At 47.7% G+C, this 26,210-nt stretch carries 22 protein-coding genes and 2 riboswitches; of the genes, 20 read left to right on the forward strand and 2 right to left on the reverse strand.

Translation table 11 applies throughout. The features are described from left to right. Window positions 1-395: 395 nt before the first annotated feature. A complete protein-coding gene (locus AB4Y93_RS14085; protein WP_441892921.1) occupies window positions 396-1,169 on the forward strand; it encodes a GNAT family N-acetyltransferase in 774 nt (257 codons plus the stop codon). A gap of 71 nt (window positions 1,170-1,240) precedes the next feature. On the opposite strand, the gene AB4Y93_RS14090 is transcribed toward AB4Y93_RS14085, so the two are convergent. Further along, entirely contained in the window at window positions 1,241-2,647 is a 1,407-nt protein-coding gene (locus AB4Y93_RS14090) for an NAD-dependent epimerase/dehydratase family protein (RefSeq protein WP_441892923.1), read from the reverse strand. A gap of 267 nt (window positions 2,648-2,914) precedes the next feature. Next, a riboswitch (cyclic di-GMP riboswitch) is annotated at window positions 2,915-3,001 on the forward strand. Between the two features lie 96 nt (window positions 3,002-3,097). Further along, window positions 3,098-3,182: riboswitch (cyclic di-GMP riboswitch) on the forward strand. An 89-nt stretch (window positions 3,183-3,271) separates the two neighbouring features. On the opposite strand from AB4Y93_RS14090, the gene AB4Y93_RS14095 reads away from it, so the two are divergent. The 15 genes from AB4Y93_RS14095 to AB4Y93_RS14165 all read left to right on the forward strand — a co-directional run bounded on the left by AB4Y93_RS14095 (window position 3,272) and on the right by AB4Y93_RS14165 (window position 20,965). Further along, a complete protein-coding gene (locus AB4Y93_RS14095; protein WP_441892925.1) occupies window positions 3,272-4,645 on the forward strand; it encodes a glycosyl hydrolase family 28-related protein in 1,374 nt (457 codons plus the stop codon). A gap of 343 nt (window positions 4,646-4,988) precedes the next feature. Further along, window positions 4,989-5,984 (forward strand): polysaccharide deacetylase family protein, encoded by a 996-nt coding sequence (locus AB4Y93_RS14100; RefSeq protein WP_441892927.1) that lies wholly within the window; start codon window positions 4,989-4,991, stop codon window positions 5,982-5,984. A 29-nt stretch (window positions 5,985-6,013) separates the two neighbouring features. Then, on the forward strand, window positions 6,014-6,649 hold the full coding sequence (locus tag AB4Y93_RS14105; protein WP_441892929.1) for a YveK family protein: 636 nt from the start codon (window positions 6,014-6,016) through the stop codon (window positions 6,647-6,649). 44 nt (window positions 6,650-6,693) lie between these two features. Beyond that, window positions 6,694-7,695 (forward strand): Gfo/Idh/MocA family protein, encoded by a 1,002-nt coding sequence (locus tag AB4Y93_RS14110; protein ID WP_441892931.1) that lies wholly within the window; start codon window positions 6,694-6,696, stop codon window positions 7,693-7,695. A 29-nt stretch (window positions 7,696-7,724) separates the two neighbouring features. Continuing rightward, complete coding sequence (locus AB4Y93_RS14115; protein WP_441892933.1) at window positions 7,725-9,062, forward strand: nucleotide sugar dehydrogenase; 1,338 nt, start codon at window positions 7,725-7,727, stop codon at window positions 9,060-9,062. Window positions 9,063-9,079: 17 nt separating this feature from the next. Continuing rightward, window positions 9,080-9,664 carry an acyltransferase gene (locus tag AB4Y93_RS14120; RefSeq protein WP_441892935.1) on the forward strand — a complete coding sequence of 195 codons (585 nt, stop codon included), beginning with the start codon at window positions 9,080-9,082 and terminating at the stop codon, window positions 9,662-9,664. Continuing rightward, window positions 9,664-10,767: a DegT/DnrJ/EryC1/StrS family aminotransferase gene (locus AB4Y93_RS14125; RefSeq protein ID WP_441892937.1), complete on the forward strand. Its 1,104-nt coding sequence runs from the start codon at window positions 9,664-9,666 to the stop codon at window positions 10,765-10,767. Before AB4Y93_RS14120 ends, AB4Y93_RS14125 begins: the two co-directional genes overlap by 1 nt. Before the next feature lie 10 nt (window positions 10,768-10,777). Continuing rightward, window positions 10,778-12,061 (forward strand): lipopolysaccharide biosynthesis protein, encoded by a 1,284-nt coding sequence (locus tag AB4Y93_RS14130; protein ID WP_441892939.1) that lies wholly within the window; start codon window positions 10,778-10,780, stop codon window positions 12,059-12,061. 28 nt (window positions 12,062-12,089) lie between these two features. Continuing rightward, window positions 12,090-13,463, forward strand: a complete 1,374-nt coding sequence (locus AB4Y93_RS14135) for a polysaccharide deacetylase family protein (protein ID WP_441892941.1) — start codon at window positions 12,090-12,092, stop codon at window positions 13,461-13,463. 30 nt (window positions 13,464-13,493) lie between these two features. Continuing rightward, on the forward strand, window positions 13,494-14,573 hold the full coding sequence (locus AB4Y93_RS14140) for a glycosyltransferase (protein WP_441892943.1): 1,080 nt from the start codon (window positions 13,494-13,496) through the stop codon (window positions 14,571-14,573). 6 nt (window positions 14,574-14,579) lie between these two features. Next, window positions 14,580-15,854, forward strand: a complete 1,275-nt coding sequence (locus AB4Y93_RS14145; RefSeq protein WP_441892945.1) for an O-antigen ligase family protein — start codon at window positions 14,580-14,582, stop codon at window positions 15,852-15,854. Beyond that, complete coding sequence (locus tag AB4Y93_RS14150) at window positions 15,820-16,926, forward strand: glycosyltransferase (RefSeq protein ID WP_441892947.1); 1,107 nt, start codon at window positions 15,820-15,822, stop codon at window positions 16,924-16,926. The genes AB4Y93_RS14145 and AB4Y93_RS14150 overlap by 35 nt, the downstream gene beginning before the upstream one ends. Window positions 16,927-16,957: 31 nt before the next feature. Then, entirely contained in the window at window positions 16,958-18,088 is a 1,131-nt protein-coding gene (locus tag AB4Y93_RS14155; protein WP_441892949.1) for a glycosyltransferase family 4 protein, read from the forward strand. A gap of 27 nt (window positions 18,089-18,115) precedes the next feature. Next, window positions 18,116-19,531 (forward strand): sugar transferase, encoded by a 1,416-nt coding sequence (locus tag AB4Y93_RS14160; RefSeq protein WP_441892951.1) that lies wholly within the window; start codon window positions 18,116-18,118, stop codon window positions 19,529-19,531. Window positions 19,532-19,549: 18 nt separating this feature from the next. After that, window positions 19,550-20,965 carry a glycosyl hydrolase family 28-related protein gene (locus AB4Y93_RS14165; RefSeq protein WP_441892953.1) on the forward strand — a complete coding sequence of 472 codons (1,416 nt, stop codon included), beginning with the start codon at window positions 19,550-19,552 and terminating at the stop codon, window positions 20,963-20,965. A 16-nt stretch (window positions 20,966-20,981) separates the two neighbouring features. On the opposite strand, the gene AB4Y93_RS14170 is transcribed toward AB4Y93_RS14165, so the two are convergent. Further along, a complete protein-coding gene (locus AB4Y93_RS14170) occupies window positions 20,982-22,313 on the reverse strand; it encodes a hypothetical protein (RefSeq protein WP_441892955.1) in 1,332 nt (443 codons plus the stop codon). A gap of 504 nt (window positions 22,314-22,817) precedes the next feature. On the opposite strand from AB4Y93_RS14170, the gene AB4Y93_RS14175 reads away from it, so the two are divergent. The 4 genes from AB4Y93_RS14175 (at window position 22,818) to AB4Y93_RS14190 (ending at window position 26,169) form a co-directional block, all read left to right on the forward strand. Then, window positions 22,818-23,726: an NAD(P)/FAD-dependent oxidoreductase gene (locus tag AB4Y93_RS14175; protein ID WP_441892957.1), complete on the forward strand. Its 909-nt coding sequence runs from the start codon at window positions 22,818-22,820 to the stop codon at window positions 23,724-23,726. Between the two features lie 163 nt (window positions 23,727-23,889). After that, a complete protein-coding gene (locus AB4Y93_RS14180; protein WP_441892958.1) occupies window positions 23,890-24,711 on the forward strand; it encodes a basic amino acid ABC transporter substrate-binding protein in 822 nt (273 codons plus the stop codon). A gap of 67 nt (window positions 24,712-24,778) precedes the next feature. Beyond that, window positions 24,779-25,435, forward strand: coding sequence for an amino acid ABC transporter permease (locus AB4Y93_RS14185; RefSeq protein WP_167278380.1), 657 nt, complete (start codon window positions 24,779-24,781; stop codon window positions 25,433-25,435). Between the two features lie 11 nt (window positions 25,436-25,446). Next, window positions 25,447-26,169: an amino acid ABC transporter ATP-binding protein gene (locus tag AB4Y93_RS14190; protein ID WP_441893317.1), complete on the forward strand. Its 723-nt coding sequence runs from the start codon at window positions 25,447-25,449 to the stop codon at window positions 26,167-26,169. The last annotated feature ends 41 nt before the right edge of the window (window positions 26,170-26,210 follow it).

Consider the following 26,210-nt stretch of genomic DNA (forward strand, 5'->3'; position numbering starts at 1 on the left):
ATGGCCTCAAGAGCATTGGTTTCGTTTTCAAATATGAGTAGGCTATCCGGTACATTTTCTCTTTGTGCTGCGTGAGACTATAGAAGGCAGCATCCTCGACCCGGGTCGCGGCGGCATCCTTTTTTTGTGAAATATTGTCATATAGTCTTGACGATCTAGGACTCCAAGGGTACCATGGGATTTAATGTCATTGGAAGTAGAATACAGATAGCAGAACTGCTTTCGGAAAGGAGTTTAGTCTGTTATTTATCGAAAAAGAACGATTTCTGAGCGGATGGGAACAGTTTAACCGTCAGAAATGGAATTGTGAGACACAGCTGCTAAAATTCCAAGCGTCGAACTCTGACGCATATTGCGAGAGCTTGTTTTTTCTAGATAAAAGCGGAAAACTATTTTTGCCCCCGCTTAATCCCTATCATCCTACCTTATTCCAGCCGACGCCGAGCAGCAAGGCACAGCGAATTACGAAGCAATGGCATGAAACGGCGAATTTGCTTATTGATGAGCTTATTGCTAACGGCAGCTCGAACAGCTTTGTACTACCGCCCGAAATAACCGATATCCGGCCATTTCTTTGGCGGGGTTTCAAGGCCGATATTAAATATACGTATTATGTTAAGCTGCCTTATTCAATTGAAAGCGCAAGCCCGGCGATTCGCAACAAAATAAAGAAAGCGGACGCACAAGGCTATTATTCGACAAAGACAGAGGACATGTCCGCCGTTTACCAGTGTCTGGCGGGAACCGAGAAGCGTAAAGGGTTCAGCCATCAGCTGTCGGTGGACGATCTTGAGCTTGTGCGCGGTTTGCTCGGAGACGAAAGCTTTCGTTGCTACGTTTCTTATTCAAAAGAGGGTGAGCCGGTGAGTTCCAGCGTTACGATCGTGAATCATGAGGGGCGAGCTCTGGGATGGATTTCGGCAACCAAGAGCGAGCATCTGCGTAATGGCGTCGTTCAGCAGCTGCAAAACTGCGAATTTACCGATTTATCATCCATAGGCATTGAAGAATTTGATTTCTACGGAGCGAATCTTTCTTCCGTTGCCGCTTCTAAGGCGGATTGGGGTGGCGAGCTTCGCACCTTCTACGGGGTCAGGCTACCTGGTTATAAGGAAATTGTAAGAGCAGGACGTGATTGGTTGACATCGTCCCAATTGCTAAAGCGTTAATAAATGCTGGCTCTAAATAAGAGCGGCGCACCATTAGGACATGAAGCTGTCCCGGTGCGCCGCCTTTTGTATTATAAATAAATATGCTCAACTGTGTGCTCATCAATATAAAATGAATCTTCTTTATCTATGACTTTAGCCCCATCGAAATAAGGTTTGAGGCGTTTCACTACAATATGGGCATCCTCTAATGAGGAGTTCGACAGCAGGATGAGTACCTGGTTGTTCTTCGTCAGGCCGATATAGTCAGATTCTCGCAGCAGACCGTTTATCGTATCTAGCAGCGATTTATCGTCGATAATCCCGTCCGACAATGCGAGCAGTGCAAAATTAGCGTTAAATTTACGCTTGGCTTGCTGTCTGGAGCGCACCACAGCTGTAAATACTTCGGGTTTGAGTACCGGTTTATCCTCAATATAACGCTCCGTTTGGCTAAGATATAAGCTGCGGATATTGCGCGATAGGGAAGAGTTGATCAGCTCATGGTCGATATCGATGGCATCCAGTGCAGATCCGGGTTTAGTCTGCTCGGCTTGGCTGGCCTCTGTAACCTTAGCCTGAACATGCAAAGACTGCGAGAACCACGCGAAAGTACGCTGCAAGCCTTCCTCAAGCGAAAATTTTGGCACCCAACTTAGCGACTGCTTCAACAAGGAGTTGTCCAGCCTAGAGCGGTAAATATCTCCGTAGCGCGTCTCCTTTGTTACGACTGTGGCAGCGGGTTGCATTGACGTTAAAATCTCGATCAGCTGATTAACTGAATTTTCCGTATTAGTAGATAGATTCATAATTCCAGTCTGCTGGGACAAGCTTCCCATATAAATAACGTCAGCAACATCCTCGACATAGACGAAATCACGCGTCTGTCCGCCGTCGCCGTAGACGACAAGTTCTTTGCCATCACGCAACCGTTCCATGAAAATTGAAACGACGCCGCCCTCTCCTACAGAGCCTTGACGCGGTCCATAAACGTTGGCAAATCGGAAGCAAAGCGTGTTCAGCTCATAAAGCTCATTCCATTTGGTGCAATAGTATTCACCAAGCAGTTTGTTAATGCCGTACGGGGACACCGGCTGGCAAGGGATTTCCTCAGATAACGGAATCTGGTCGTTTAAGCCGTAGACAGCAGCTGAAGATGCAAAGATGAACTTCTTGACTTTGTGTTTGACTGAGAGCTGAAGGATGTTGGTGAGGCCCAGTATGTTCGATTTCGTATCGGCATAAGGGTTTTCCATGGAGGTAACGACGTTAATTTGGGCAGCCAAGTGGATGACCACATCGATTTCATGGTTCTGGAAAATTGATTCGCAGACGGTGCTTTCGACATCTGCAATATAAGAAGTGTGCCTGAACGGACAGTTTGTAACATTCCCGGATGACATGTTGTCGATAATGATTACTTCATGGCCTTCCTTGAAAAATTTCTCCGCTACGAAGGAGCCAATAAAGCCATAGCCGCCGGTTATTAATATTTTCAAATGTTCCACCTCATATAGTAGTAAACAAGAATAAATAGTCCTTTATTAAGAAACCCTTATAAGGGTTTCATATGGTCCTATTGAACTACAAAAAAACCTTCTCAGAGGACTTACAGTTTGGATGCTGGCTTTCAAACTCATCATACTGGTTTAGGAATTCATTGTAAACAGTTTCAAAAAAATGGGCTTAAAATCTATTGAAAACTGTTGCTATATTACTAGAGGCATGCTAATATTTAGTTAAATATTACTAATTTCATACACCTGATGTCGAAAAGGCAAACCGTGTGAAAATGCGGGACGCAAAGCTACAGGGGCTTGTGGATTTCATCCATGTGCCAGCCAGTTTCCAAAACTTTTCAGGTTCTTATTACAAGAGCCAATGACATTTCATTTGGCTCTTTTTTTGTTGTTAATTTACCATTTTATACCAATTAAATATATCGAAAACAACGATAACGGCAAACCAAGCGAAAGCTTGGGACGCAAAGCTACAGGGGCTAAATGGGAAACCATATGCCAGCCAGTTTCCGAAATGTTTTCAGGAATAGCTATAGGAAAATCCTGAAACATTGGGATTTTCCTATTTTTTTTATCAAAAATAACGAATCGGGGGCATGCGATATGATGAAGCAATGGGCTAAGAAAGTGGTGCTGATGGTAATGGCAATGGTTGTTGGCTTTTTGTTTCTTCAATTCATGCCCGTCCAGAAAGCATATGCAGCTGAGGTTCTTAATGTAAAATCTTTCGGAGCAAAAGGCGATGGCAAAACAGACGATACGACAGCGGTGACGAAAGCATTGTCGCAAGGCGCAACATCTAAAACGACGGTATACTTCCCAGCTGGCACTTATATCGTTAATCCTACGAATGCTCTTCAAGTAAGCGGTGGAATGAAAGTGACAGGCGACGGCGCAAGATCGATCATTAAAGCAAACGCGACATTCGGGTATGAACTGATGCACGTTGCAGGAAAAGATATCGAAATAAGCGGCCTTACGCTGGACGGCAACAAACTCGTTAACCGCGTCCTCGTTATCGAAGGCGGCAGCGAACGTGTAACCATTAAGAACATGGTTGTAGCTAACGCTTCGCACAGTACAAATAAAAGCAGCGATTTTTACTCGGGAGTTTTGTCAGGCATTCTCGTATACGGCAACACGAAATCGATAACAATCGACAACACGGAAGTTAAAAACATCGTTGCAGTCAATATGGTAAGCGGCAGCCTGGTTGCAAGAGGTATCTATGTAACAACAACTTGGGGCAAATCGGAAACGGCAGCGAGCAATGTAACGATCACAAACTCGTATATCCATGATATCGGACCTGCTGATGACGGTGACGGCATCTACTATGAAGATCCGAACATAGATAACAATAATGGCACGGATACAAATAGCGTTATTGCAAACAACAAATTCGAAAACACGGCTAAGCGCGCAATCAAAATTTATGCACAAGGCATTACGGTAAAAGGAAACACGATCGTTAACTCATATCTGTCGAATAACTACTACAAAGGTGCTGACAAAGGCCAGCTTGCTCCGGATATGTTCTCGGCAATCAGCATATATGGCAGCAACAACACGATTACGAACAACACGATTAGCGGTAAAGGCAGCTTTTACGGAGCAATTGAAGTCGGCGCTTCGAAAACAGTGAGTAACATTACTATTTCGGGTAACACGATTATTATGGGCTCAAAAAGTGTAGTAAGCGGCAAAACGGCAATCCGCCTCGGCAATATTTCGAACTTCACAATTATAGGCAACACGATCGAGAATGGGGAAAGAGGAATCTGGACTTGGCAAAATGCCGAGGACGGTACAATTTCGAATAACAAGATTGAAATGGTAAATGGCGGCGGCATCGACCTGACGACTTACCTTGAGCAATATATCCAAAAAAATATCACGTGCACGGCTAATACGATTCAAGCGACAAACTTCCTTATCCAATTGGCACCTACGAACGTAAACGTCGTTACCCTTTAATAAAGAAATAGAAAAAAGCCCCCGAGTCTAGCGCAGCGCGCAGGATTCGAGGGCTTTTTTAGTTTGATGACAATAGCCGACATTTGGCTTCATACGCAGAGATATTTTAAATGAAAGTTGTGTTAATATAAGGCTAATATCTCTTAGATTTACAGAATGCCAGAAAAGAATCGACAACTGGAATTAGAAAAATCAATTTCTATTTATTTACATCGAGAGATTGGGGGATTATAATACATCAGGATAGGCTTAATCTATCGTTTTCTGAGATGAAAATCGGCTATAGGATGCGGTTTTCTATTCCTTTTGAACTATTTTATATACATAAAGGGCGGATGCCTTCATGATGGTGGGTAAGGGTATTTTTGTCGTCTCCCTTGATTTTGAACTCTATTGGGGAGTAAGAGATATTTATGGAATAGAACGTTATAAGAGTGGCATGGCGAAAGAGCGGAATCTCATTCCGCAAATGCTGGAATGGTTTGAAGCTGGCGGCATTCATGCGACTTGGGCAACTGTGGGGCTGTTATTTTTTGAATCGCGGGAGGAGTTGCTGCAAGGATTGCCGGCATTAAAGCCTTCTTATGAGGAAACGAATTTGTCGCCTTATGCTCATATTGAGAGTGCTGAGCTGGGATTAAAAGAAGAAGATGATCCGTACCATTATGCGCTGTCACTGATTCGATTAATTAGGGAAACGAGTCATCAAACGGTATCAACGCATACGTTTTCGCATTATTATTGCAAGGAAACGGGACAAAACAAGGAGCAGTTTGCTGCTGATCTTGAGGCTTGCAAGGCTATTGCAGCGAAGCGGGGAATGAAGCTGGAAAGCATCGTATTTCCGCGGAATCAGGTGAATGAACAGTATTTATCGCTGCTGCTGCCGGCCGGTATTAATGTATATCGTGGCAATCCACAGCATCCAATTTATAAGCAGGGCTACAGTACTGGCGATTCGTCTTTCCGCAGAGCATATAGGCTGCTGGATACGTATTGGAATTTGTCAGGTTATCATACGTACCCGGCTTCGTCCGTCGGAGCAACGCTTCCGGTCAATCTGCCAGCAAGCCAGTTTTTACGTTCCTATTCCCATAAGCTCAAACGGCTCGAGCCGCTGCGACTGAAACGGATATTGGACGGGATGACCTACGCGGCGAAGCATAATGAGGTGTATCACTTATGGTGGCATCCTTATAATTTGGCTGACGAGCAGAATGCAAATATGCGTTTTCTAGAACGAATCATCAGTCACTATTGCAAGCTGAAGGTAGAATACGGAATGGAAAGCATGAATATGGAAGAGCTCCGCGATAGGGTGCTCGCAAGTGCAACATAGATAGTTATTCAATGATAGAGGTGAAACTGATGGATCTGGCGTTTTTGCTGCAAGCTGTTCGAAGATATTTTATTGCATTTTTTATAGTAATTGCTATTTGCATTGGCGGCGGATTTGCCGTTAATACATTCATGACTCCTTCCTATCAGGCATCAGCAAGCCTTGTAGCGAGTATTTCCGCGTCAGGCGACGCAGGTATTTATAATGAATTTTTGGCCAGCCAGCTATTGACAAAAACGTATGAAGATACGCTCAAGAGTTATTTTATAGCAAACAAAGTGAAAGAAAAATTAAATACTTCGCTGTCCGCAGCAGACTTGCTTAAGAAGGTGGAGACGAGAACCGATCCGGAGACGCTCGTCGTCAAACTGATGGTGAATGATACTAACCCAAAAGATGCAGTGGCAATTGCAAACGCTTTTGCTGAAACGTATGTGAGCGAATCGAAGTCGATACTCCAGTATGCGAATATGACGCTGCTTGATCGTGCCAATATTGAACAAGCCTCTATTCCGGTAAGTCCGAAGAAAGCTTTTAATCTAGCAATATCGTTGTTTATCGGGGTATTTCTAGGACTGAGTATCGCTCTTCTGTTGGAAACGAGAAGAATGGCAAGGAAGAGAAATAGGATGGAACTCAGCGCGGCTTATGAAGAGAGCTCTTAAGTTAACGGGTATCTATAATAAATGATAGGAAATGAGGAATGAAGATGATTCGCTTTGCAATCGTAGGCTGCGGTCATATCGCTAATAAACATATCGAAGCAATCAACCAAGCCAATGGTGCGGAGCTCATTGCGCTTTGCGATACGAATCCGGTAAGGCTGGAACAACTGAGAGAGACTACAGGAACTGCGGTTTATGCTGACATGAGGGAGATGCTGGCAAGCGAGCCTGCCATTGACGTTATTTGTATTTGCACGCCTAGCGGATTGCATGCGGGACTTGCCGCTGCAGCGGCGGAGGCGGGCAAACATATCGTTATCGAGAAGCCGTTGTCGCTTACGATAGAGGACGCGGATTTGATTACAGCTGCCGCGGAAGCAAACGGCATTAAGGCTGCAGTTGTTCATCCTAACCGCTATCGTCCGGCAATCCAGAAGCTTAAGCAGGCGCTTGAGTCGGAAGCTTTCGGTAAGCTGAGCCATGTGAACGCTACGGTTCGCTGGAATCGCGGTCAAGCGTATTATGACCAAGCCGCATGGCGGGGGACAAAAGCGATGGACGGCGGCGTTCTGATGAATCAGGCGATACATAGCCTCGATCTGCTGCAGTGGCTGTTCGGGCCGGTTGTACAATTAAAGTCAATGGTCGACACACGAATTCGGAACATTGAAGCTGAAGACGTAGCTGTAGCGACCTTACGGTTTGCCAGCGGGGCGCTTGGCGTTGTTGAAGCGTCGACGACGATTTACGAGAAGAATTTGGAAGAATCGATCAGTGTATTCGGCGAGGACGGTTATGCGGTGATCGGCGGGGTAACGGCAAATCTAGTCAAGCAGTGGAAGAGTGCGAGAATGGCTCAGGAGTCCATAGATGCGCTTATAGCCGAGGTAGACGCCGATCCAAACGGCGTATCCGGGCATCAATGCATTATTGAAGATATGATTGCAGCTATCAGGCACAACCGTAAGCCTGCAGTTACGGTTGAGGACGGCAAACAAGCCGTACAGCTTGTGATCGATTTCGTCGAGGACGGAAGCCTAGTATAAGGATGAACGCAGGAATCGGGAGGGAAATTATGATAACGGAATCGATTCAAACGAATGAGCTGAGCGAGCAACTTATCGACAAGTTGAATAAAAAGACGGCTGTCATTGGCGTAATCGGACTGGGGTATGTTGGTCTTCCTCTTGCCGTCGAGAAAGCGAAGGCAGGTTATAAGGTAATTGGCTTCGACGTACAGGAGAAGAAGATTGACATGGTCAACAGCGGTTTCAACTATATCGGCGACGTCGTTGATGAAGATCTTCGCTTTATGGTTGAGAATGGTCAGCTGCGGGCAACCTCCGACTACTCTTTTATTAGTGAGGTCGACGCGGTGGCAATTTGCGTGCCAACGCCGTTGGACGTTTATCAGCAGCCGGATACAAGTTATGTCGAAAGCTCGACGAAAGAGATTTCCAGATTCCTTCATAAAGGGATGCTGGTTGTGCTTGAAAGCACGACTTACCCGGGAACGACCGAAGAGCTTGTGAAACCGATTTTGGAAGCGACCGGCTTAACCTGCGGAACGGACTTTTTTCTCGCTTATTCTCCTGAACGGGTAGATCCGGGCAATAAGTCGTTTAATACGAAAAATACTCCGAAGGTAGTCGGCGGCATTACGTCTGCTTGCTCCAAGGTGGCACAAACGCTCTATGAGCAGGTGTTGGACGGCAGCGTACATGTCGTATCAAGCCCTTCCGTTGCCGAGATGGAGAAAATTTATGAGAACACATTCCGACACATTAACATCGCATTAGCCAATGAAATGGCCGTATTATGCGATCGCATGGGCATCAACGTTTGGGAAGTTATTGACGCGGCGAAGTCAAAGCCCTATGGATTTATGGCCTTTTATCCAGGACCGGGCTTGGGCGGTCACTGTATTCCAGTCGATCCTTTTTATTTGACGTGGAAGGCGAGAGAATTTAACTATCATACGAGATTAATAGAGCTGGCTGGCGAAATCAATAATTCGATGCCGGAATTCGTCGTTCAGAAAATCGGCGAAATTCTAAACCGTCAGAAGAAAGCGATCAACGGCGCTGTTGTCTATCTGCTGGGCGTTGCTTATAAGAAAGATATTGACGATTACCGCGAATCACCGGTTCTCAAGATCATTGAGGAGCTTGAAGAGCGTGGAGCTACGGTATGGATCAGTGATACACATATTCAGAATTTTAAAGCGAACGGAAAGCCGTACGAGTGCATAGGCTTGACCGAGGAGCGCGTCGCAGAGGCTGATATTACTGTCATTACGACGGATCATACCGGCTTTGATTACGAAATGATCGGCCGGGCGAGCAAGAGCTTGTTCGATACCCGCAACGGCATGAAAAACTACGACAAACCGGATAACTATTATTTGTTATAGCAGGGAGCTAATCGGATATGAACTATTACGCGCATGAAACCGCCGTTATTGATGAAGGCGCGGCAATCGGAGAAGGAACGAGCGTCTGGCATTTCGCCCACGTATGTGCCTCCTCTGTTATCGGCAGCCGCTGCAGTCTTGGGCAAAACGTATTTGTCGCTAACAAGGTGACGATCGGCAACGGTGTCAAAATCCAGAATAATGTGTCGATCTACGAAGGCGTTGAGCTGGAAGACTACGTATTTTGCGGGCCGAGCATGGTATTTACGAATGTGCGAACGCCAAGATCGGCCTTTCCACGCAATAAGAGCAGCGATTATTATAAGACCGTTGTTAAACGCGGCGCTTCAATTGGAGCAAACGCGACGGTTGTATGCGGCGTAACGATTGGAGAATGGGCCTTCATAGCGGCGGGAGCCGTCGTTAACCGCGATGTGCCAGCCTATGCTCTGTATGCAGGCGTTCCGGCAAAACATATCGGATGGGTATGTGAATGCGGCTCGACATTGAAATTTAACGGAAGCGACGCCGAATGCGGCGAATGCCGCCGAGGATACAGCTTAACGCAGGATCGCGTATGGAAAACAAAGGAGGCCCAATAATGAAAAAAATTCCGGTGCTGGATCTCAGCTATGAAATCCAGGAATTGAAGCCGCAGTTAATGAAAGCTTTCGAGGAAGTAATCGATAACGGGGCATTCATCATGGGTCCAAACGTTAAAACGTTTGAGCAGGAAGCCGCACGGTATTTGGGTGTTGAGCATGCCATTGCGCTCAATTCGGGTACAGATGCACTGGTCATTGCGCTGCTTGCCGCAGGGATCGGCGAGGGCGATGAGGTCATCACAACGCCGTTTACGTTTTTTGCTACGGCAGAAGCGATTAGCCAAGTACGGGCAACACCGGTATTTGTTGATATCGAGCTGGACACGTACAACATGGATTTGAATAAACTGGAGGCAGCCATTACGCCTAAGACGAAGGCTGTTATTCCGGTACATCTCTTTGGCCATTCGGTCGATATGGCCAGGCTGACAACAATCACAGGGAAGCATGGACTGATTGTTGTCGAGGATGTGGCGCAGGCTTTCGGTGCTGAATTTAAAGGCAAGAAGGTCGGCACGATCGGCGATGCCGGCTGCTATTCCTTTTTTCCATCGAAAAATCTTGGCGCTTATGGCGACGGCGGGCTGCTCGCTACGAACAATTCCGAGCTTGCGGAGAAGGCAGCTATGCTGCGCGTACACGGCTCGCGCAAAAAATATTACAACGAGGTCGTCGGCTTTAACTCCCGTCTCGACGAAATCCAGGCTGCGATCCTTCGAATCAAGCTGCCGCGGATTGATGAATGGAATGAAGGCCGCAGAGCTGCGGCCACGCGTTATGCCGAGCTGCTGAAAGACGTGAAAGGCATTGTAACGCCGACGGAACAAACATATGCGAAGCATGTCTTCCATCAGTATACGATTCGCGTGACGAACGGGAAGCGGGATGAATTGCAGGCGAAGCTGGACGCTGCCGGCGTAGGCACGATGGTGTACTACCCGGTTCCGGTCCATAAGCTGCCGATTTACGCTTCGCTGAATGTTGAAATGCCGGTATCGGAGAAGCTTGCGGAAGAAGTGTTATCTCTGCCGATATGGCCGCAGCTGGAGGCTTCCGTTCAACACTATATCGTCGAGCAAATTATCGAAGCTCTCCAGTAAGGGGGCGGCTATGTTAAACTACTTCAAAAAATTATCGGTAGATAAATTTCTGCGGAATATCGTCGTATTGGCGAGCGGAACGATCATCAGCCAAATCATTATATTGGCGACTCTGCCGATATTGACCCGTATGTACGATCCGGCAGAGTATGGCACCTATTCGCTGTATACGTCGTTTATATCAATCCTATTGATGACGGTATCGTTCTCTTACGAGAATGCGATAACGCTGCCGGAGGATGACAGGACGGCTTCGCATATGCTCAGCTTATCACTGCGGATATGCGTGATCGTCAGTATCGTAAGCGGCATCGTTATTTATTTTGTAGCGGCTCCGCTTGCAGTATGGATGCAGGAGCCGAGCATGAAGAACTATTTCCTGTTCATCATTATCGGTTTGTTCGGTGCCGGCTTCTATCAAATTCTAAATTATTGGTCGGTGCGCAAAAAGTACTTCAAGCAGCTGGCCAGAACGAAATATACGCAGAGTATCGGGCAAGTATCGTCGCAGCTAACATTCAGCCTGTTCCACCTAGGTCCGGTAGGCCTTATCATGGGTGAAATTATCGGCCGGTTCGGAGGACTTCTTCCGCAATGGAGATTGTGGAAAAGGGATGTCAAGAGCCAGGGGATCGAAAGCAGCTGGGAGGATCTGAAGGAAGGTGCTTACCGGTACAGGAGGTTCCCGAAATTTTCGATGGCCTCGAATATTTTGAACAGTATAGGCTTATATTTGCCGACGATTATGCTGGCCGCTTTTTATGGGCCGCAGGTTGCCGGGTGGTTCGCTCTTGGACAACGGATTCTCGGATCGCCGATGACTTTAATTCAGACTTCTGTTCGTCATGTGTACTTGTCTGAATCGTCCGAATACGTCAATCATGCGCCGGAAAAGCTGTATCCGCTGTTTCAGAAGACGGTCCGCAACGTGTTTTTACTTGGTCTGCTCATCATTATGGTCATGGTATTTGTAGTTCCATCGATCTTCTCTACGCTGTTCGGTGAGGAATGGGTAAAGTCCGGTGAGTTTATTCGTTTATTGTCCGTCATGTACTTGAGCCAGTTCGTAGCCAACTCGGTCGGGTCAACGATTGATGTTATGGAACGCCAGGATCTTCATCTATACAGGGAAATTATCCGGACAATTATTATTATCGGTGCGCTCCTGCTTGCCGAATATACGAATAAGAGCGCGGAGACGGCAGTGTTGTATTTCAGTATTGCATCGACAATCGGTTATGTACTGCATCTCGGCCTCTCATGGTTTTCAATTAAAAAAGTAAAAGGACGGTAAATTTACTTGAAGGAACGAGGGTTTAGAATTGTTAATTGTACGATCTCCAATAACACGCAAGCCCGAGAGAGAATACATTTACCAGGTCATTCTCAAGGAGTTTCTAGGAGTCGAATTCTCCGTCGTTTATGAAGAGCGGGAAGAAATTGAATTGTCGCACCGTGATGGCGGTGAAGAAAGCATACGGTTTCCCGATGTTTTTTTCCAGACGGACGACGCCGATTGGCTGAAGCCTGTCTCTATGCCGGTACGGCCGCTCAAGCGAATCAGGCTATTCGGCTATGAAGATTTGCCCGTTATATATGGGAGGCCCGGCACTGAAGGCGGATATGTGCAGGAGGAAGGACGGAGCCTGTTCTGCGGGATTGATTTGTTCGGCAGTTCTTTCTTTATGCTGACGCGATACGAAGAACTTGTAGAAACGAAGCGGGACAACCATAACCGGGCGTCTGCCAAAGATTCGATTGCTTGGCAGGAGCAGTTCTTGGATCGGCCAATCGTTAACGAATACGTCGATTGTTTAATGTACTTTATCAAGAAGCTGTGGCCCGCGATCGAGTTGAAGGCAAGGCGCCCGCGGCTGCTCGTCAGCCATGATGTCGATCTTCCTTATTATGTATATGGGCGAAGCCGGTTCAGCATTGTGAAGGAAGTGCTTGGCGACATCATCCGGCGCAAAGATTTCGAATCTGGCTTGCAAAAAGGAAAGATGCTGTTTACCGGCAAGCAAAACCTAAGCGCCGATCCGTACAATACGTTCGACTGGTTGATGAGTCATAGCGAGCGGGTCGGCAGTTGCAGCGCTTTTTATTTCATTCCCGAAGAGACAGAGCCGGGAATGGACGGCAACTATGAGATAGACGATCCTAGAATAATGGCACTTATGAAAGAGATGTGTGCGCGCGGGCATGAAATCGGATTTCATCCGAGCTATGACACTTTTGAGCATGGCGACCGCATACGCTCGCAGTTCCACAAGCTGCAGCAAATTGCCCGGTCGCTGCACATCCCGCAGCGACAATGGGGAGGACGCCAGCACTACCTACGATGGAGTGCGGCAGAGACGTGGCAGCATTGGGAAGATGCGGGCCTTGCTTACGACAGCACGTTAAGCTACGCAGATCATGTGGGATTTCGATGCGGCGTTTGCTATGAATATCCCGTGTTCAACGTTTTGACGCGCAAGCCGCTAAAGCTCCGGGAGCGTCCTTTAATCGTGATGGATCAAACGCTGCTGCAGCCGGAATATATGGGATTAAGTGACAGCCAGGCAATCGAGAAGATTCAATTATTGAGAAAACAATGTTTCAGGCATAATGGAGATTTTACGCTTCTGTGGCATAACAGCCAGCTTGTAAAAGCAGCGGAACGGCGCATCTTCCAAGCTGGCATGGAACAATGAAATAGCCATTGGCGTTAGAAGGTGAAGCGAGTGAAGATCGGTTATCTGATACATTGGAATGAAGGCCCCGAAAGCGGCGTGTTTAAGAAGGTTGTTAATCAAATGCAGGAATGGATCCGGCTAGGCAATGAGGTGTCTTTGTTTCTATTCACCCATCGTCCCGATATTAAGTGGGAGGCTGCCGCGATTGATGGAATTGAAATCGTTATCGAGCATTACAGCGGCTGGCGTGACCGCTTTGCCGGCTTCAAACGGCTGGCCGAAGCTGTGAATGCTTGGCATCCTGACGTCATCTATCATCGATTCGATTTATATTACGGTTCTTTGCCGCAGCTGTTGAGGCGTTTTCCATCCATTCTTGAGATTAATACGAATGATTTGACCGAGATGCGGATGGAGCGCAATGTACGCTACTATTATCATGTACTCACTCGGAGCAGGGTGCTGCGGGCAGCGAGCGGTTATGTGTTCGTGAGCGGAGAGCTTGCGAAGGAGCGTCATTTTGCCAAGTATGTACGCGATCGGACCATTATCGGCAATGGCATCAGGCTAGATGAGATTGCTCCTGTGCCGGTGGTATCCAATGAATCGCCCCGGTTCGTCTTTATCGGCTCGGCGGGGCAAACCTGGCATGGTGTGGACGCGATTGCGGCAATCGCTGCGATTCGTCCGCAATGGCAGTTCGATATTATCGGCGTGGAGGCCGCAGAGCTTGGAGCAAACGTGCCGTCCAATATGTCGTTTCACGGCAAATTAACGAGCTCACAATATCAGCCTCTTATGGATCGGGCGGATATTGCAATCGGCACGCTGGCACTTTACCGGAAGCAAATGCATGAGGCGTCCCCATTAAAGGTGCGGGAATATTTGGCCAATGGCTTGCCAGTCATTACGGCATATAAAGAAACTGATTTTACAGAAGCCGTGCCGTTTATATTGCGGCTTCCGAACGAGGCGAACAATACGATGGCGGGAATTGATGCCATTGACCGGTTTGTGGCTGAGTGGCGGGGAAAACGGGTTGACCGGGAGCTTATCCGGCATTTGGATACCGCATTGAAGGAAGCGCAGCGGGTGGCGTATATGAAGCATATAACAGAAATTGGGTGAGCAGGAGTGAACGCTGAAACATTATTAATTCTCGGCCTTGGGACGAGTGTCATGTTTTTCGTAACTCTGTGCATCGGGAAGCTGAACATGCGTATAGATGCTGGCTATGTATTCGGCTTAAGCATCTTTTTTGACGTATTCGGCTATTTTTATAAAGCATATTTGCCGGGTAATTCCTTCTTTCTCCTGTTGGGGGCCCCGCTGCTGCCTGCAATTGCCGCGCTTCTTCTGAAGCCGACGAGGTCCTGGTGTTTGTTCAGGGAGCAGGGCATCTGGCTGTGGTTTGCCTTCCTGCTCTACAGCGCTCTTTCCATGGCTTGGGCGGCATCCGATTCAAACGGTCTAATGAAGGAACAAATTTTGTTTATCCGCGGCATTATCCCCGGTCTCTACATGTATATCATTTATAAAAAATATAAGCGTTTCTCGTGGACCGTTGTCGCGCTTGCCGGTTTGTTCTATGCGATCGTACATTTGCTGATCGGCGAGTATTCAACGGAATACCCGGGCAGGCTGACACTGCCGGGAGGCAATCCGATCTTTGACTCCCGAATCGCCTTTATCACGATTGCTGTATGCCTGTGGGGACGCGGCATTCCTTGGTATATTCGGATTGTAACGATCGGCGTTGCACTTACATCGGGCCTCTATACGCAATCCCGCGGCCCACTTGCGGCATTTATCGTCGTTAACCTGTTTGTGTTTGCAGTCGTTCTCATTATGAAGTGGAGGAAGGGTGAGCTCCGGATTGCCAAGTATGCGACGCTAATCGTTTACGCAGTACTGATCGCTGGAGCAGGTCTCATTGTATTTGTTTCACAACCTCATGACTTTCTTGCTGGAAGCCGCCTGAACGTGCTGGTCGACAGCAGCCAGCTGAAAGCAGACGATAACTATCTCGGAAGGTTAAATTTACAAAAAGAAGCGATTGCTAGATTCGAGAATGAACCGTTTTTCGGCGCGGGATTAGGGGGCAGCTCGCCTAATATTACCCGGGATCACCCGCATAACATCCTTGTCGAGATGGCGAGCGAGCTTGGCGTTGCCGGGATGGCGCTGTGGCTCATGGCCTTTCTGTTCTCATGCTGGGCTGCTAAGCGAAATTGGATCACGCTCGTACTATTTCTCCAAACGTTCGGTTACGCACAGATGAGCGGAGATTTCGGCAATAACTATGAATATATAATAGTCGCATTCATCTCACTGGCTTTCCTGCCTGAGAGGGAAGCAGGGGGAGTTCATACCGTTGACAAAAATTCTCTTTCTTATAACCGGCTTTGATTATGCAGGAGCCGAAAATCAGGTCGTTCAGCTATGCAGAGGCTTCAAAGCAAAAGGCTGCTCCATTCAAATCATAAGCATGATTAAGCCAGTCGCTTATTTAGACGAGCTGAAGGAGCTTGACGTTCCCATAATGACGCTCGATATGCAAAAGGGCATTCCTGATCCACGGGCGCTTCTGAAGTTGAGAAAGCTCATTAAGGCGTTTAAGCCGGACATCGTCCATAGCCATCTGGTACATGCCAACATTATGGCGAGAGCCGTTCGTTTGCTTGTCCGAATTCCGGTGCTGATTTGCACGGCGCACAATATTAACGAAGGCGGCAAGCTTCGTGAATGGCTGTACCGGATAACTGACCCGCTATGCGAACTGACGACCAATGTAAGCCAGGAAGCAGTCAACCGGTACGTTGCGATAAAAGCGGCACCAGAGCATAAAATTATTTTCGTGCCTAATGGCATTAATATGGACAAGTTTGCCGGAAATCCGGATGACGGAGCCGCAATTCGTGAGGAGCTTCAACTTGGCAGTCGTTATATCTGGCTGGCAGTTGGCCGGTTCGTTCCGGAAAAGGATTACGGCAACATGCTTCAATCGTTTGCCGAGGTGCTGCGGACAAAGCCGGACAGCGCGCTGTTGATTGCGGGCATCGGACCTGAGCGGCTGGAGGCGGAGCAGTTGGCAGAGACGCTGGGCCTTGCCGAGCATGTACAGTTTCTAGGCATCCGCACAGATATACCGAAGCTGATGCATGCTGCGGACGGCTATTTGATGTCCTCGCAATGGGAGGGTCTTCCAATCGTATTGCTTGAGGCGGCGGCAAGCGCACTTCCTGTCGTGACGACCAATGTGGGCGGCAACAGCGAAGTAGTGCATGACGAGGTCAACGGCTATTTAGTTCCCCACTCTGATTCCAGACGGCTGGCAGCTGCGATGGATAAGCTCATGTCTCTGACGCCGGATGAACGTACGCGGATGGGAGAAAGCGGCAGGCAGTATGTGGAGAAGCATTACAATATGGACTATATCATTGAACGCTGGGAACAAATTTACGCCCAGTACAGAAGATAGCGTCAGCAGGTTTCGGAAGGAGGAACAACGAATGAGCACTCGGAAAGTCGCTTATGTGGCAACGGTATACTCGCATCTGGCTTCCTTTCATATCCCGTTTATGAAGGATTTGCAGGAGCAGGGTTATGAGGTCCATGCCTATGCGAGTCCTGACCACTGCACGGAAGATGTGCGGAGCGCCGGGTTTGAATGCCGGGATATCCCGTTTAGCCGAAATCCGCTCAAAGCCGGCAATGTAAAGGCAGTCGGAGAGCTGACCAAATGGTTTAAGAAAGAGAACTACGATTTGATTCATGTGCACACGCCTAATGCGAGCGTCATATGCCGCTTGGCCGCTTTGTTCGCCGGCAGCCGCAACGTCGTTTATACAGCGCATGGCTTCCATTTTTTTAAAGGCGCATCATTGCTGAATTGGCTTGTCTACTTCCCGGTCGAATGGACGATGTCCTTGCTGACGGATCGGCTCATCACGATTAATGTCGAAGACTACAGCCGTGCAGCGAAATTTCCCGTGCGGGGCAAGGTTGTGTACATGCCTGGCGTCGGTATCGATCTAAGCCGTTATCGCGCAATTGAGGAGGAACGGATTGCTGCTTTGAAGGAAGAGCTGCATATCGCCTCTAATTCGTTTGTCGTGCTTTGCATCGCTGAGCTGAATCGTAACAAAAATCAGGAGCAGCTTATCAGGGCGGTCCGAGAGCTGAAAGAACGGAAGGTGCCCGTCGTTGCCGTATTGGCAGGCACAGGGAATGCCGAAGAGGAATATAAAACGATGGTCAAGGAGCTCGGATTGGAGCAGGAGGTTCGTTTTCTAGGCTATCGCAAGGACGTGCCGGAGCTGCTGAATATGGCGGATACGCTTGTGCTGCTCTCCCATCGCGAAGGGCTGCCCAAAGTGCTGCTTGAAACGATGGGCGTAGGCAAGCCGATGGTCGTTACGGCAGTAAGAGGTAATCGGGATTTGGTCAAAAACGGACAAAACGGCTTTGTCGTTCCGGTCGGGGAATATATCGGAACGGCTCAGAGGCTGTACGAACTGTACAGCGATCAAGAATTGAGAGCCCGCTTGGGCCAAAACGGATATGAACAGGCTCATCAATATGATTTGATCGCAATCAAATCTCAGATGAGAGAAGTGTACGCCGGAATAGCCACTAAATAGCTTGTAAATAGAGAAAGAGGGGGCTAGATGATGATCAAGCTTTTCCGAATGAACGGAATCAAATTGGCACTACTGCTGCTGGATTGCTTCTTTGTTTTTGCCAGCTATATAATCGCCTATCGCTTCAAATTTCCGGATGGCATACCGGCGGACGAATGGGCTTCTTTTGTACAATATGCACCATGGCTGGGGTTGTTTACGGTCATAACGTATTACTTGTTCAATCTATATGATTTAGCGGGCCGCCAAAAACCGTCTAAATATTTATATAATTTAGTGCTCGCCCATTCTGCAATCGTCATAGAAGTTATCGTCCTCAATTACTGGGTAAAAACATTCAGCCTGCCGCGTACGATTGTTATTTCCGCATTTTTTATCCAACTGCTGCTCACGTTTGGATTGCGTCTGCTGCTCTTCTACGTGCAGATGAAGGGAATTGGAAGGAAGAACGCACTGATCATCGTACCGGAAGCTCAGCTGGACGAATCAATGCTGGAGAAGATTATACATAAAGGGAATGCCTGGTTTGATGTGAAGCAGGTTTTGCTTGCTCCTAAATCTGCTTTCAAAGGCGACGATAAAATGTGGGAAGATATTCATGTCATTCTGCTGGCCCCTGGATTATCCGCAGAAATGAAGACGGCACTCATGCGAACGGCAGGTCAGAATCAAATAGAAGTGCTGCTTATTCCGGAATTTTATGATCTGTATTTAATGGATGCAGAACCGCAGCAAATAGACGATCTAATGGTTTATTCGGTCGTTCCTCCGCAGCTGACGCATCTGGAGCACTTTGCGAAACGTACAATTGACTTGCTTATTTCCATTACGCTGCTCCTTATTGCCTCGCCAGTCATGCTGCTCATGTTCATCATCATACCGAGAACATCAAGAGGCAAAGCGCTTTTCGTGCAGGAGCGGGTCGGGTTGTACGGGAAGCCCTTCCAGCTGCTTAAATTCCGTAGCATGGTCGATAACGCAGAGAAAGGAACGGGGCCCGTGCTCGCAAGCGAACGCGATCCGAGAATTACGAGGTTCGGACAATTTATTCGTGCTACGCGGATAGATGAGTTGCCGCAGCTTATAAATGTCATTCGGAGCGATATGAGCCTGGTCGGACCGCGGCCCGAGCGTGACTTTTTCATCACCCAGTTCAAGGAAGAACTACCGCATTATAATTACCGGCTCATGGTTAAGCCCGGTCTGACCGGACTTGCGCAGGTAATGGCAAATTATACTACAACGCCATCTGATAAGCTGCGTTATGATTTAATGTATATTAAAACGTATTCGCCGCTGCTGGATTTGAAAATACTGTTTCAGACGATAATTGTGGTGCTCCAGAGGGAACAGTCAGCCGGAGTAAAAGCTAATGCTTCATCCATCAAAACAGAGACGCTTATCCGGAGAGCACGGCAAGAGGCTGCAGCTTCAAAGGAATAATGCGGGAGGGCATCGTCTATGAAACGTAAAACTTACAAATACGGGTTCGCAGCTTTAATCGCCATGGCCGCTCTGGGACTTGCTGCTTATTCGCTATTGTTCGAGGGTCATAGAGAAGCCGAGCCGCAAAAAATTAACCGTTACGAAAATTCTATTAATGTACGGGACGTCGGAGCGAAGGGTGATGGGAAAACGGATGATACGGCTGCAATTCAGCAGGCGATTGATTCGGCTGTGAAAAGTAATTTAATCGTGTATATGCCGAACGGTACGTATATCGTCGACCCGCAAACTCCGCTCATAATTCCTTCGGGAACGAAACTGTACGGCGATGGAGTAGAGACGGTTATTAAAGGGAAGCCGGGTGCGTTCGGCTGGGACTTATTGCGAATTAAAGGCAAGGGAATTAAAGTGCGCAACATCGGGTTGGACGGAAGCAATGCGGTCAATCGTGTTGTGGTCATTCAGGCAGGCAGCAATGACGTGATGATAGCGAACGCTTTTATCACTAACGCCTCGCAAAGCGATGATACAAGTAGTCCGTATTATTCACAAATGGTTGCGGGGATTGTCGTTTATGGTGAGACGGACCTTATTTCCATTGCTGACAGCGAAGTGTCGAATATCTCAGCCAAACATCCGACCAGTGGTACGTACATTGCCCATGGCATTCATGTGACAACAACATGGAAGGCGCAGGAAACGGCGCCGAAGCAGGTGGTCATCACCGGCAACTACATTCATGACGTAGGCCCGGCAGACAATTCCGATTGCATTTACTACGAGGACCCGAACCGCAAGACTGATCAGGCAGTGGCGACAGGGAGTATTATCCGCGATAACCGGTTTGCCAAATGTGCGAAGCGCGCCATTCAAATCTATGCTGACGGCGTGACCATTGAAGGCAATCAGATTACGAATGGTTATCTCAACAATAACTATTACATTGGCAGCGGCAAAACAGGTCAGCTGGCACCGGATATGTACGCGGGGATAAGTATTAATGCGGATGATGCAGTCGTACGCAACAATATGCTGAGTGGTACGGGCAGCTATTATGCCGCGCTTGAAATCGGGGTTTATGAGCCTATCAGCCATATTACGGTCGCAGGCAACAAGGTGACGATGGGCGTAGGGAGCAATATCAATGATACAACGGCGATACGGATCGGCAACGTAAACGGCTTCAGCATTACAGACAATACGCTCAGTCATGGCGCGAAAGGGATATGGACGTGGCTGAGTGCTTCGAACGGCGTAATTACAGGCAATGCCATCACAATGCCCGAAGGCGGCGGCATTGATCTCTCAACCTACCTGAACGAATATTTCCAAACAAAAATTACATGTCAGGATAATACGATAGATGCATATCTGTATCTGGTCCATTCAACGCAGAATAATAAAGAGATGAAGCTTGTTCGCAATGGGTAAAAAATAGAGGTGCTCCCTAATGGGGGAGCGCCTCTATTTTTAATTTACGTGCGGTAATATTATTGCTGCTAAGTACAACCTTAGAATTTGCATAGTTGGTATAGAGGGAGAATCGAATGCCAAAATCGGTTTTGTCGATCGAATTGGAAGTAATTGTGCCCACTTGGGTTAACGTAATCGGTGAGTAAATACCCGTCCAGGCATTGGAAATTTTATTCGATTCTACGTTGAAATTTGCAATCACACCAAGCCGGATCCCGTTCGTATTTTTTATCGTGGCACCAGAGCCGTTTGAAATGGTGTTGTTCTTAATTGTAATGTTGCTTAGTGATCCTAGATCGGCTTCGATGCCAGCATAATAGCTGCCGACGCCGTCAATGACATTATTCGTCACCGTCACATTGTTTGCATAGACCGAAATACCAGAGAACATATCCTGCGGCACCGCATCCGATACTGTAAACCGATACTTGTTATTGTTCAAATAAGAATTTATGACATGATTATTGGAGACCACAACGCCCGGCGCTGCGATTTTAATGCCGCGTTTAGCCGTATGGTCGAGCCTGTTATTGTCAACAAGCGAGTTGGAATCGCTTATCGTTGTTGACGGATAGTCGAAGTAGATACCGTCCGCATCGTTACGCGGTGTAATGTTCGTAATGTAATTATTTGTAATTTTTATCCTTTGTGCATAAGGCAGGTTATCCTGTGCATAGACCATGATCCCGCGGGCAACTGGATGCTTATGTATGGCTGATATGTTCTTGATGATCGAGTTGTCAATCGTAATATCCGAGGTTTGGCTGTAGATCAAAATGCCCGATATAAGCGCGCTGTAATGCGGATCGGAGGCAACCTTCGATTGCGTCATATTTTTAACGACAGTCTTCGATACGAGCACATCCGTGGATCCGGAATGGATGCCAATGCCGCGGCTCATGCTGCTGTTTCCATCAATGGTAACGCCTTCTACCTTAATATTACTCCCCCGAATATCGATACTTTCATAACCGAATTTGTACGTGGAAGAGAAGTTCTTGAATTTAATTGTCGGATTGGATTGTCCAACAAGACTGACGTTGCTCGTTATGTAAAGCGCAGCGCCACTATCGAGCAGATAAGTGCCGGGAGGTACGATGACGGTGCCGCCCTTATGCTCGGTTACTTTCGTAAATGCAAGCGCGAACGCTTTGGAATCGTTGGCGATACCGTTCCCGGCGGCGCCCAAGGTTTTCACATTTACCGTGTATTCGGTTTCAGAAGTTGCGGCGTATGCGGCAGGCTGAATGAACTGGAAGACGACGGTCAGCGCAAAGAAGACGGACAAAAAACGCAAGGATTTCATTTCAACACCTCATAACTATTCTTTTACCTAAAATAAGGGACGAATAATGGTAACCTTTACTATTGTAGCATAAATAAACAGCCGTTTGGGGCACTCCTCCGCTACATGATATCAAATGAAAAAAAAGCCGAATGGAATTATTTTTATTATTCTAAATAGAATAAATATCAAACAAACCGCGTATTAAGTGAAGCAAGACTCTAATCTTGACCCCATGTTTTAGGTCAAGATTAGAGTGAGACTTCATCCATTCGCGGTTTTGTTTCTATATAAAGATGCCATACTGAAGGGATAGTGAATTGAAACCAGAGGCATGTTTCAATTCTTTAAGTTAATGCTTACGAAGTAAGAATTGAAACCAGAGGCATGCTTCAATTCTTTAAGTTAATGCTTACGAAGTAAGAATTGAAACCAAAACCATGTTTCAATTCTTTTAAGTTAATGCTTACGAAGTAAGAATTGAAACCAAAACCATGTTTCAATTCTTTTAAGGAGAGATGTACGATGAAACTCTATGATTGCGCCATTATCGGCGGTGGACCGGCTGGTCTTAATGCGGCGCTTGTGCTTGGCAGGGCGAGGCGGTCAGTTATTCTGTTAGACGATAATAAACCGAGGAATGCGGTTACGCATGAATCACATGGTTTTATAACAAGAGATGGCGTTAAGCCGGAAGAGTTCCGCCGTCTTGCGTATACAGATATAAGCAAATATCCCTCTGTCCAGATCGCTCGGACAAAGGTTGTTGATATGGTGAAGCGGGGCCATTCTTTGTTCCTGGTGCAGACGAGCGCTGGAGAGGTGTTTCAGGCGCGGACGATTATTCTGGCCATTGGCCTCAAGGAAAAGCTTCCTAACATAACGGGAGTAACCGATTATTATGGTACTTCCTTGTTCAGCTGCCCTTATTGCGATGGATGGGAAATGAGGGATCAGCCACTTGCTGTCATTTCGGAGAATGAATCGCATCGATATTCCATGGCTTCCATGGTGTACAACTGGAGTAAGGATCTCATTGTGTGCACTAATGGGGTTGGTTCCTTCGATCCGCAGCAGCGGGCGAAGCTGAATAGCCGGGGTATTCGAATTTACGAGCAGCGGATAGCTGGATTCAGAGGGAAGAACGGCCGTCTGACAAAAATTGTATTCGTGGACGGGACCGAAGTGGCGCGTACGGGAGGTTTTGTAACGTCGAACTGGCATCTTGCTATTCGATTTGCAGAGAAACTAGGCTGCCGGCTGAATGAAAGCGGAGGCCTTGCGATCGATGATTACGGTAAAACAACGGTTGAGCATGTGTATACAGCCGGAGATGCGGCGACGATTTCTCCTGCCCAGCTTATTGTTGCCGCGGCTGGCGGCAGTAAAGCGGCGATGAGCGTGAATACAGCACTGACCCATTTGGACTTTTAGTTCATGTGTAAGATAAATGTCAGAATATTTTACATATTGTGAAAATTATATTGCTTACCGCCATCCTAACCTGCTAAACTCTTGATAAATTGCTAGCTGATTGATAGATTGCTTGAGCAGCTCAATTTATGCTAGGCCAATGTTGAGAAGGGTGGAATGGACAATGGGGAAGCGATTATCCGTAGTTCTGGCAGCAGGTATTCTCATCATGACGATGGCAGCATGTGGAGCAAAGAATGACAACAGCAGTGGCAGCAGCGAGAGCAACAGCAGCGAGAAGGTGTATAAGTTCGCAACTGATGCGGCTTACGCACCAATGGAATTTATGGATAAGGACAAGATTACAGGCTTTGACGTGGATTTTTTGAAAGCGGTCATGGACGAAGCGGGACTGAAATACGAGCTGAAGAACACCGGCTGGGACGCGATGCTCACGGAAGTGGAGTCTGGCAAAACATATGATGCAGGAATCTCCAGCGTATCGATCACGCCTGAGAGGGAAGAGACCTATGACTTCTCCATTCCTTACTTTGAATCTACGAATATGATAATGGTGAAGGAAGGCAGCTCAATCGCAAGTGCGGCTGATTTGAAAGATAAGAAAGTAGCTGTGCAAGGGGCAACCACGGCAGAGACACTGATGGCTGGCATTATGGGGAATGACAATAGTAACCTGAAGCGATTCGACAGCAATGCCGTTGCGATGCTGGAGCTGGATTCCGGCGGGGTGGATGCGGTAGTAGCAGATATCGCGATCATTCGTGAATATATGAAGAACAATCCGGAGCGTAAGCTGAAGGGGATTCTGGATACGGCGAACTTTGGTTCGGAGTTTTACGGGATTCTGCTGCCCGCTGGCAGTGAGCTCAAGGCGAAGCTGGATCCGGCAGTCACGAAGCTGCTTGAGGACGGCACTTATACGAAGATTTATAAAGAATGGTTCGGTGAAGAGCCGAACATCGACAATGTGCTAAACGCGAAGTAAGGCGGCAAAAGGCGTGCGTAATGAAACAAGTTGCGCATGCCTTTTCCTATACTAGGAGGACGAGCGCATGCATTTTCGATTCGAAATTATCTTCGATTATATTCCTCTTCTGCTCAAAGGCGCTGCGCTGACGATCGGGATCTCCGCGCTAGCCATTGTACTGGGCTCCATTCTTGGGCTTGTTGTCAGCTTTGGCAAAATGTCCACCAGATGGTATTTCAGCTGGCCGATTAGCGGCTATATTCATTTTTTTCGCGGGACGCCATTATATGTGCAAATCTTGATCGTGCATTTTGGGCTTGTACCCGCCTGCATTGGACATACCGATGCCATCGTCGCGGCTGTGACTGCACTTGCGTTGAACTCAGCGGCTTATACGGCAGAGATTTATCGGGCGGGTATCCAATCCATTGACAAAGGGCAGACGGAAGCCGCGCAATCGCTTGGTATGACGAGTGGTCAGACGATGCGGTTTATCATACTCCCTCAAGCAGTGAAACGGATGATTCCGGCTTTTGGCAATGAATTTATCGTTCTGATCAAGGATTCCTCGCTAGTAGCGCTCATTGCGGCGCCGGAGTTGATGTACTGGAGCAATGTGATGCGCGGTCAATATTTGCGTGTATGGGAGCCGTATTTGACGGCTGCCTTCATCTATCTGATTCTGACCTATTCGCTTAGCAAGCTGCTGGGCTGGATGGAGAAGAGAGGGGTGACGGGATGAGCACGGCTCCAATTATTGAGGTTACAAATCTCCACAAGTCATTTGGCACAAATACCGTCCTGCGGGATGTTTCGATGCAGGTTGCACCTGGTGAGGTTGTTGTCATTATCGGACCATCAGGCTCGGGAAAGTCGACACTGCTTCGCTGCCTGAACGGTCTCGAGAAGCCGGAGAGCGGCGACATCAGAATCGAAGACCGTTCCTTAATGCAGGCAGGGGTCAAAATAACGGAGATCCGTTCTCGAATGGGGATGGTGTTCCAGCAGTTTAATTTATTCCCTCATCTAAATGTGCTTCGCAATATTACACTCGCGCCTGTGCAGGTTGGCAAGCAAACGCCAATGAAAGCAGAGGAGCTTGCCATGTCGCTGCTAGGCAAGGTTGGTCTTCTTGAGAAGGCTGGCCATTATCCGGCTTCGTTATCCGGCGGGCAGGCTCAGCGGGTTGCGATTGCAAGGGCGCTCGCAATGGAGCCTCGCATTATGCTGTTCGATGAGCCAACGTCGGCGCTTGATCCGGAAATGGTTGGTGAGGTGCTTGCTGTTATGAAGGAGCTTGCGGCGGAGGGGATGACGATGGTCATCGTGACGCATGAGATGGGTTTTGCCCGAGAGGTTGGTCATCGGGTATTGTTCATGGAGCAGGGAATGATCGTCGAAGAAGGGACTCCTCAGATGTTATTCGATGATTCGCAGCAGGAGCGGACGCGGGTTTTTTTATCCAAGGTATTGTAAACGGCTTGTACGCGCATAAGGTGAAATCTTCGCGGATACCC

Source organism: Paenibacillus sp. YAF4_2 (assembly GCF_052113225.1).
GTDB lineage: Bacteria > Bacillota > Bacilli > Paenibacillales > Paenibacillaceae > Pristimantibacillus.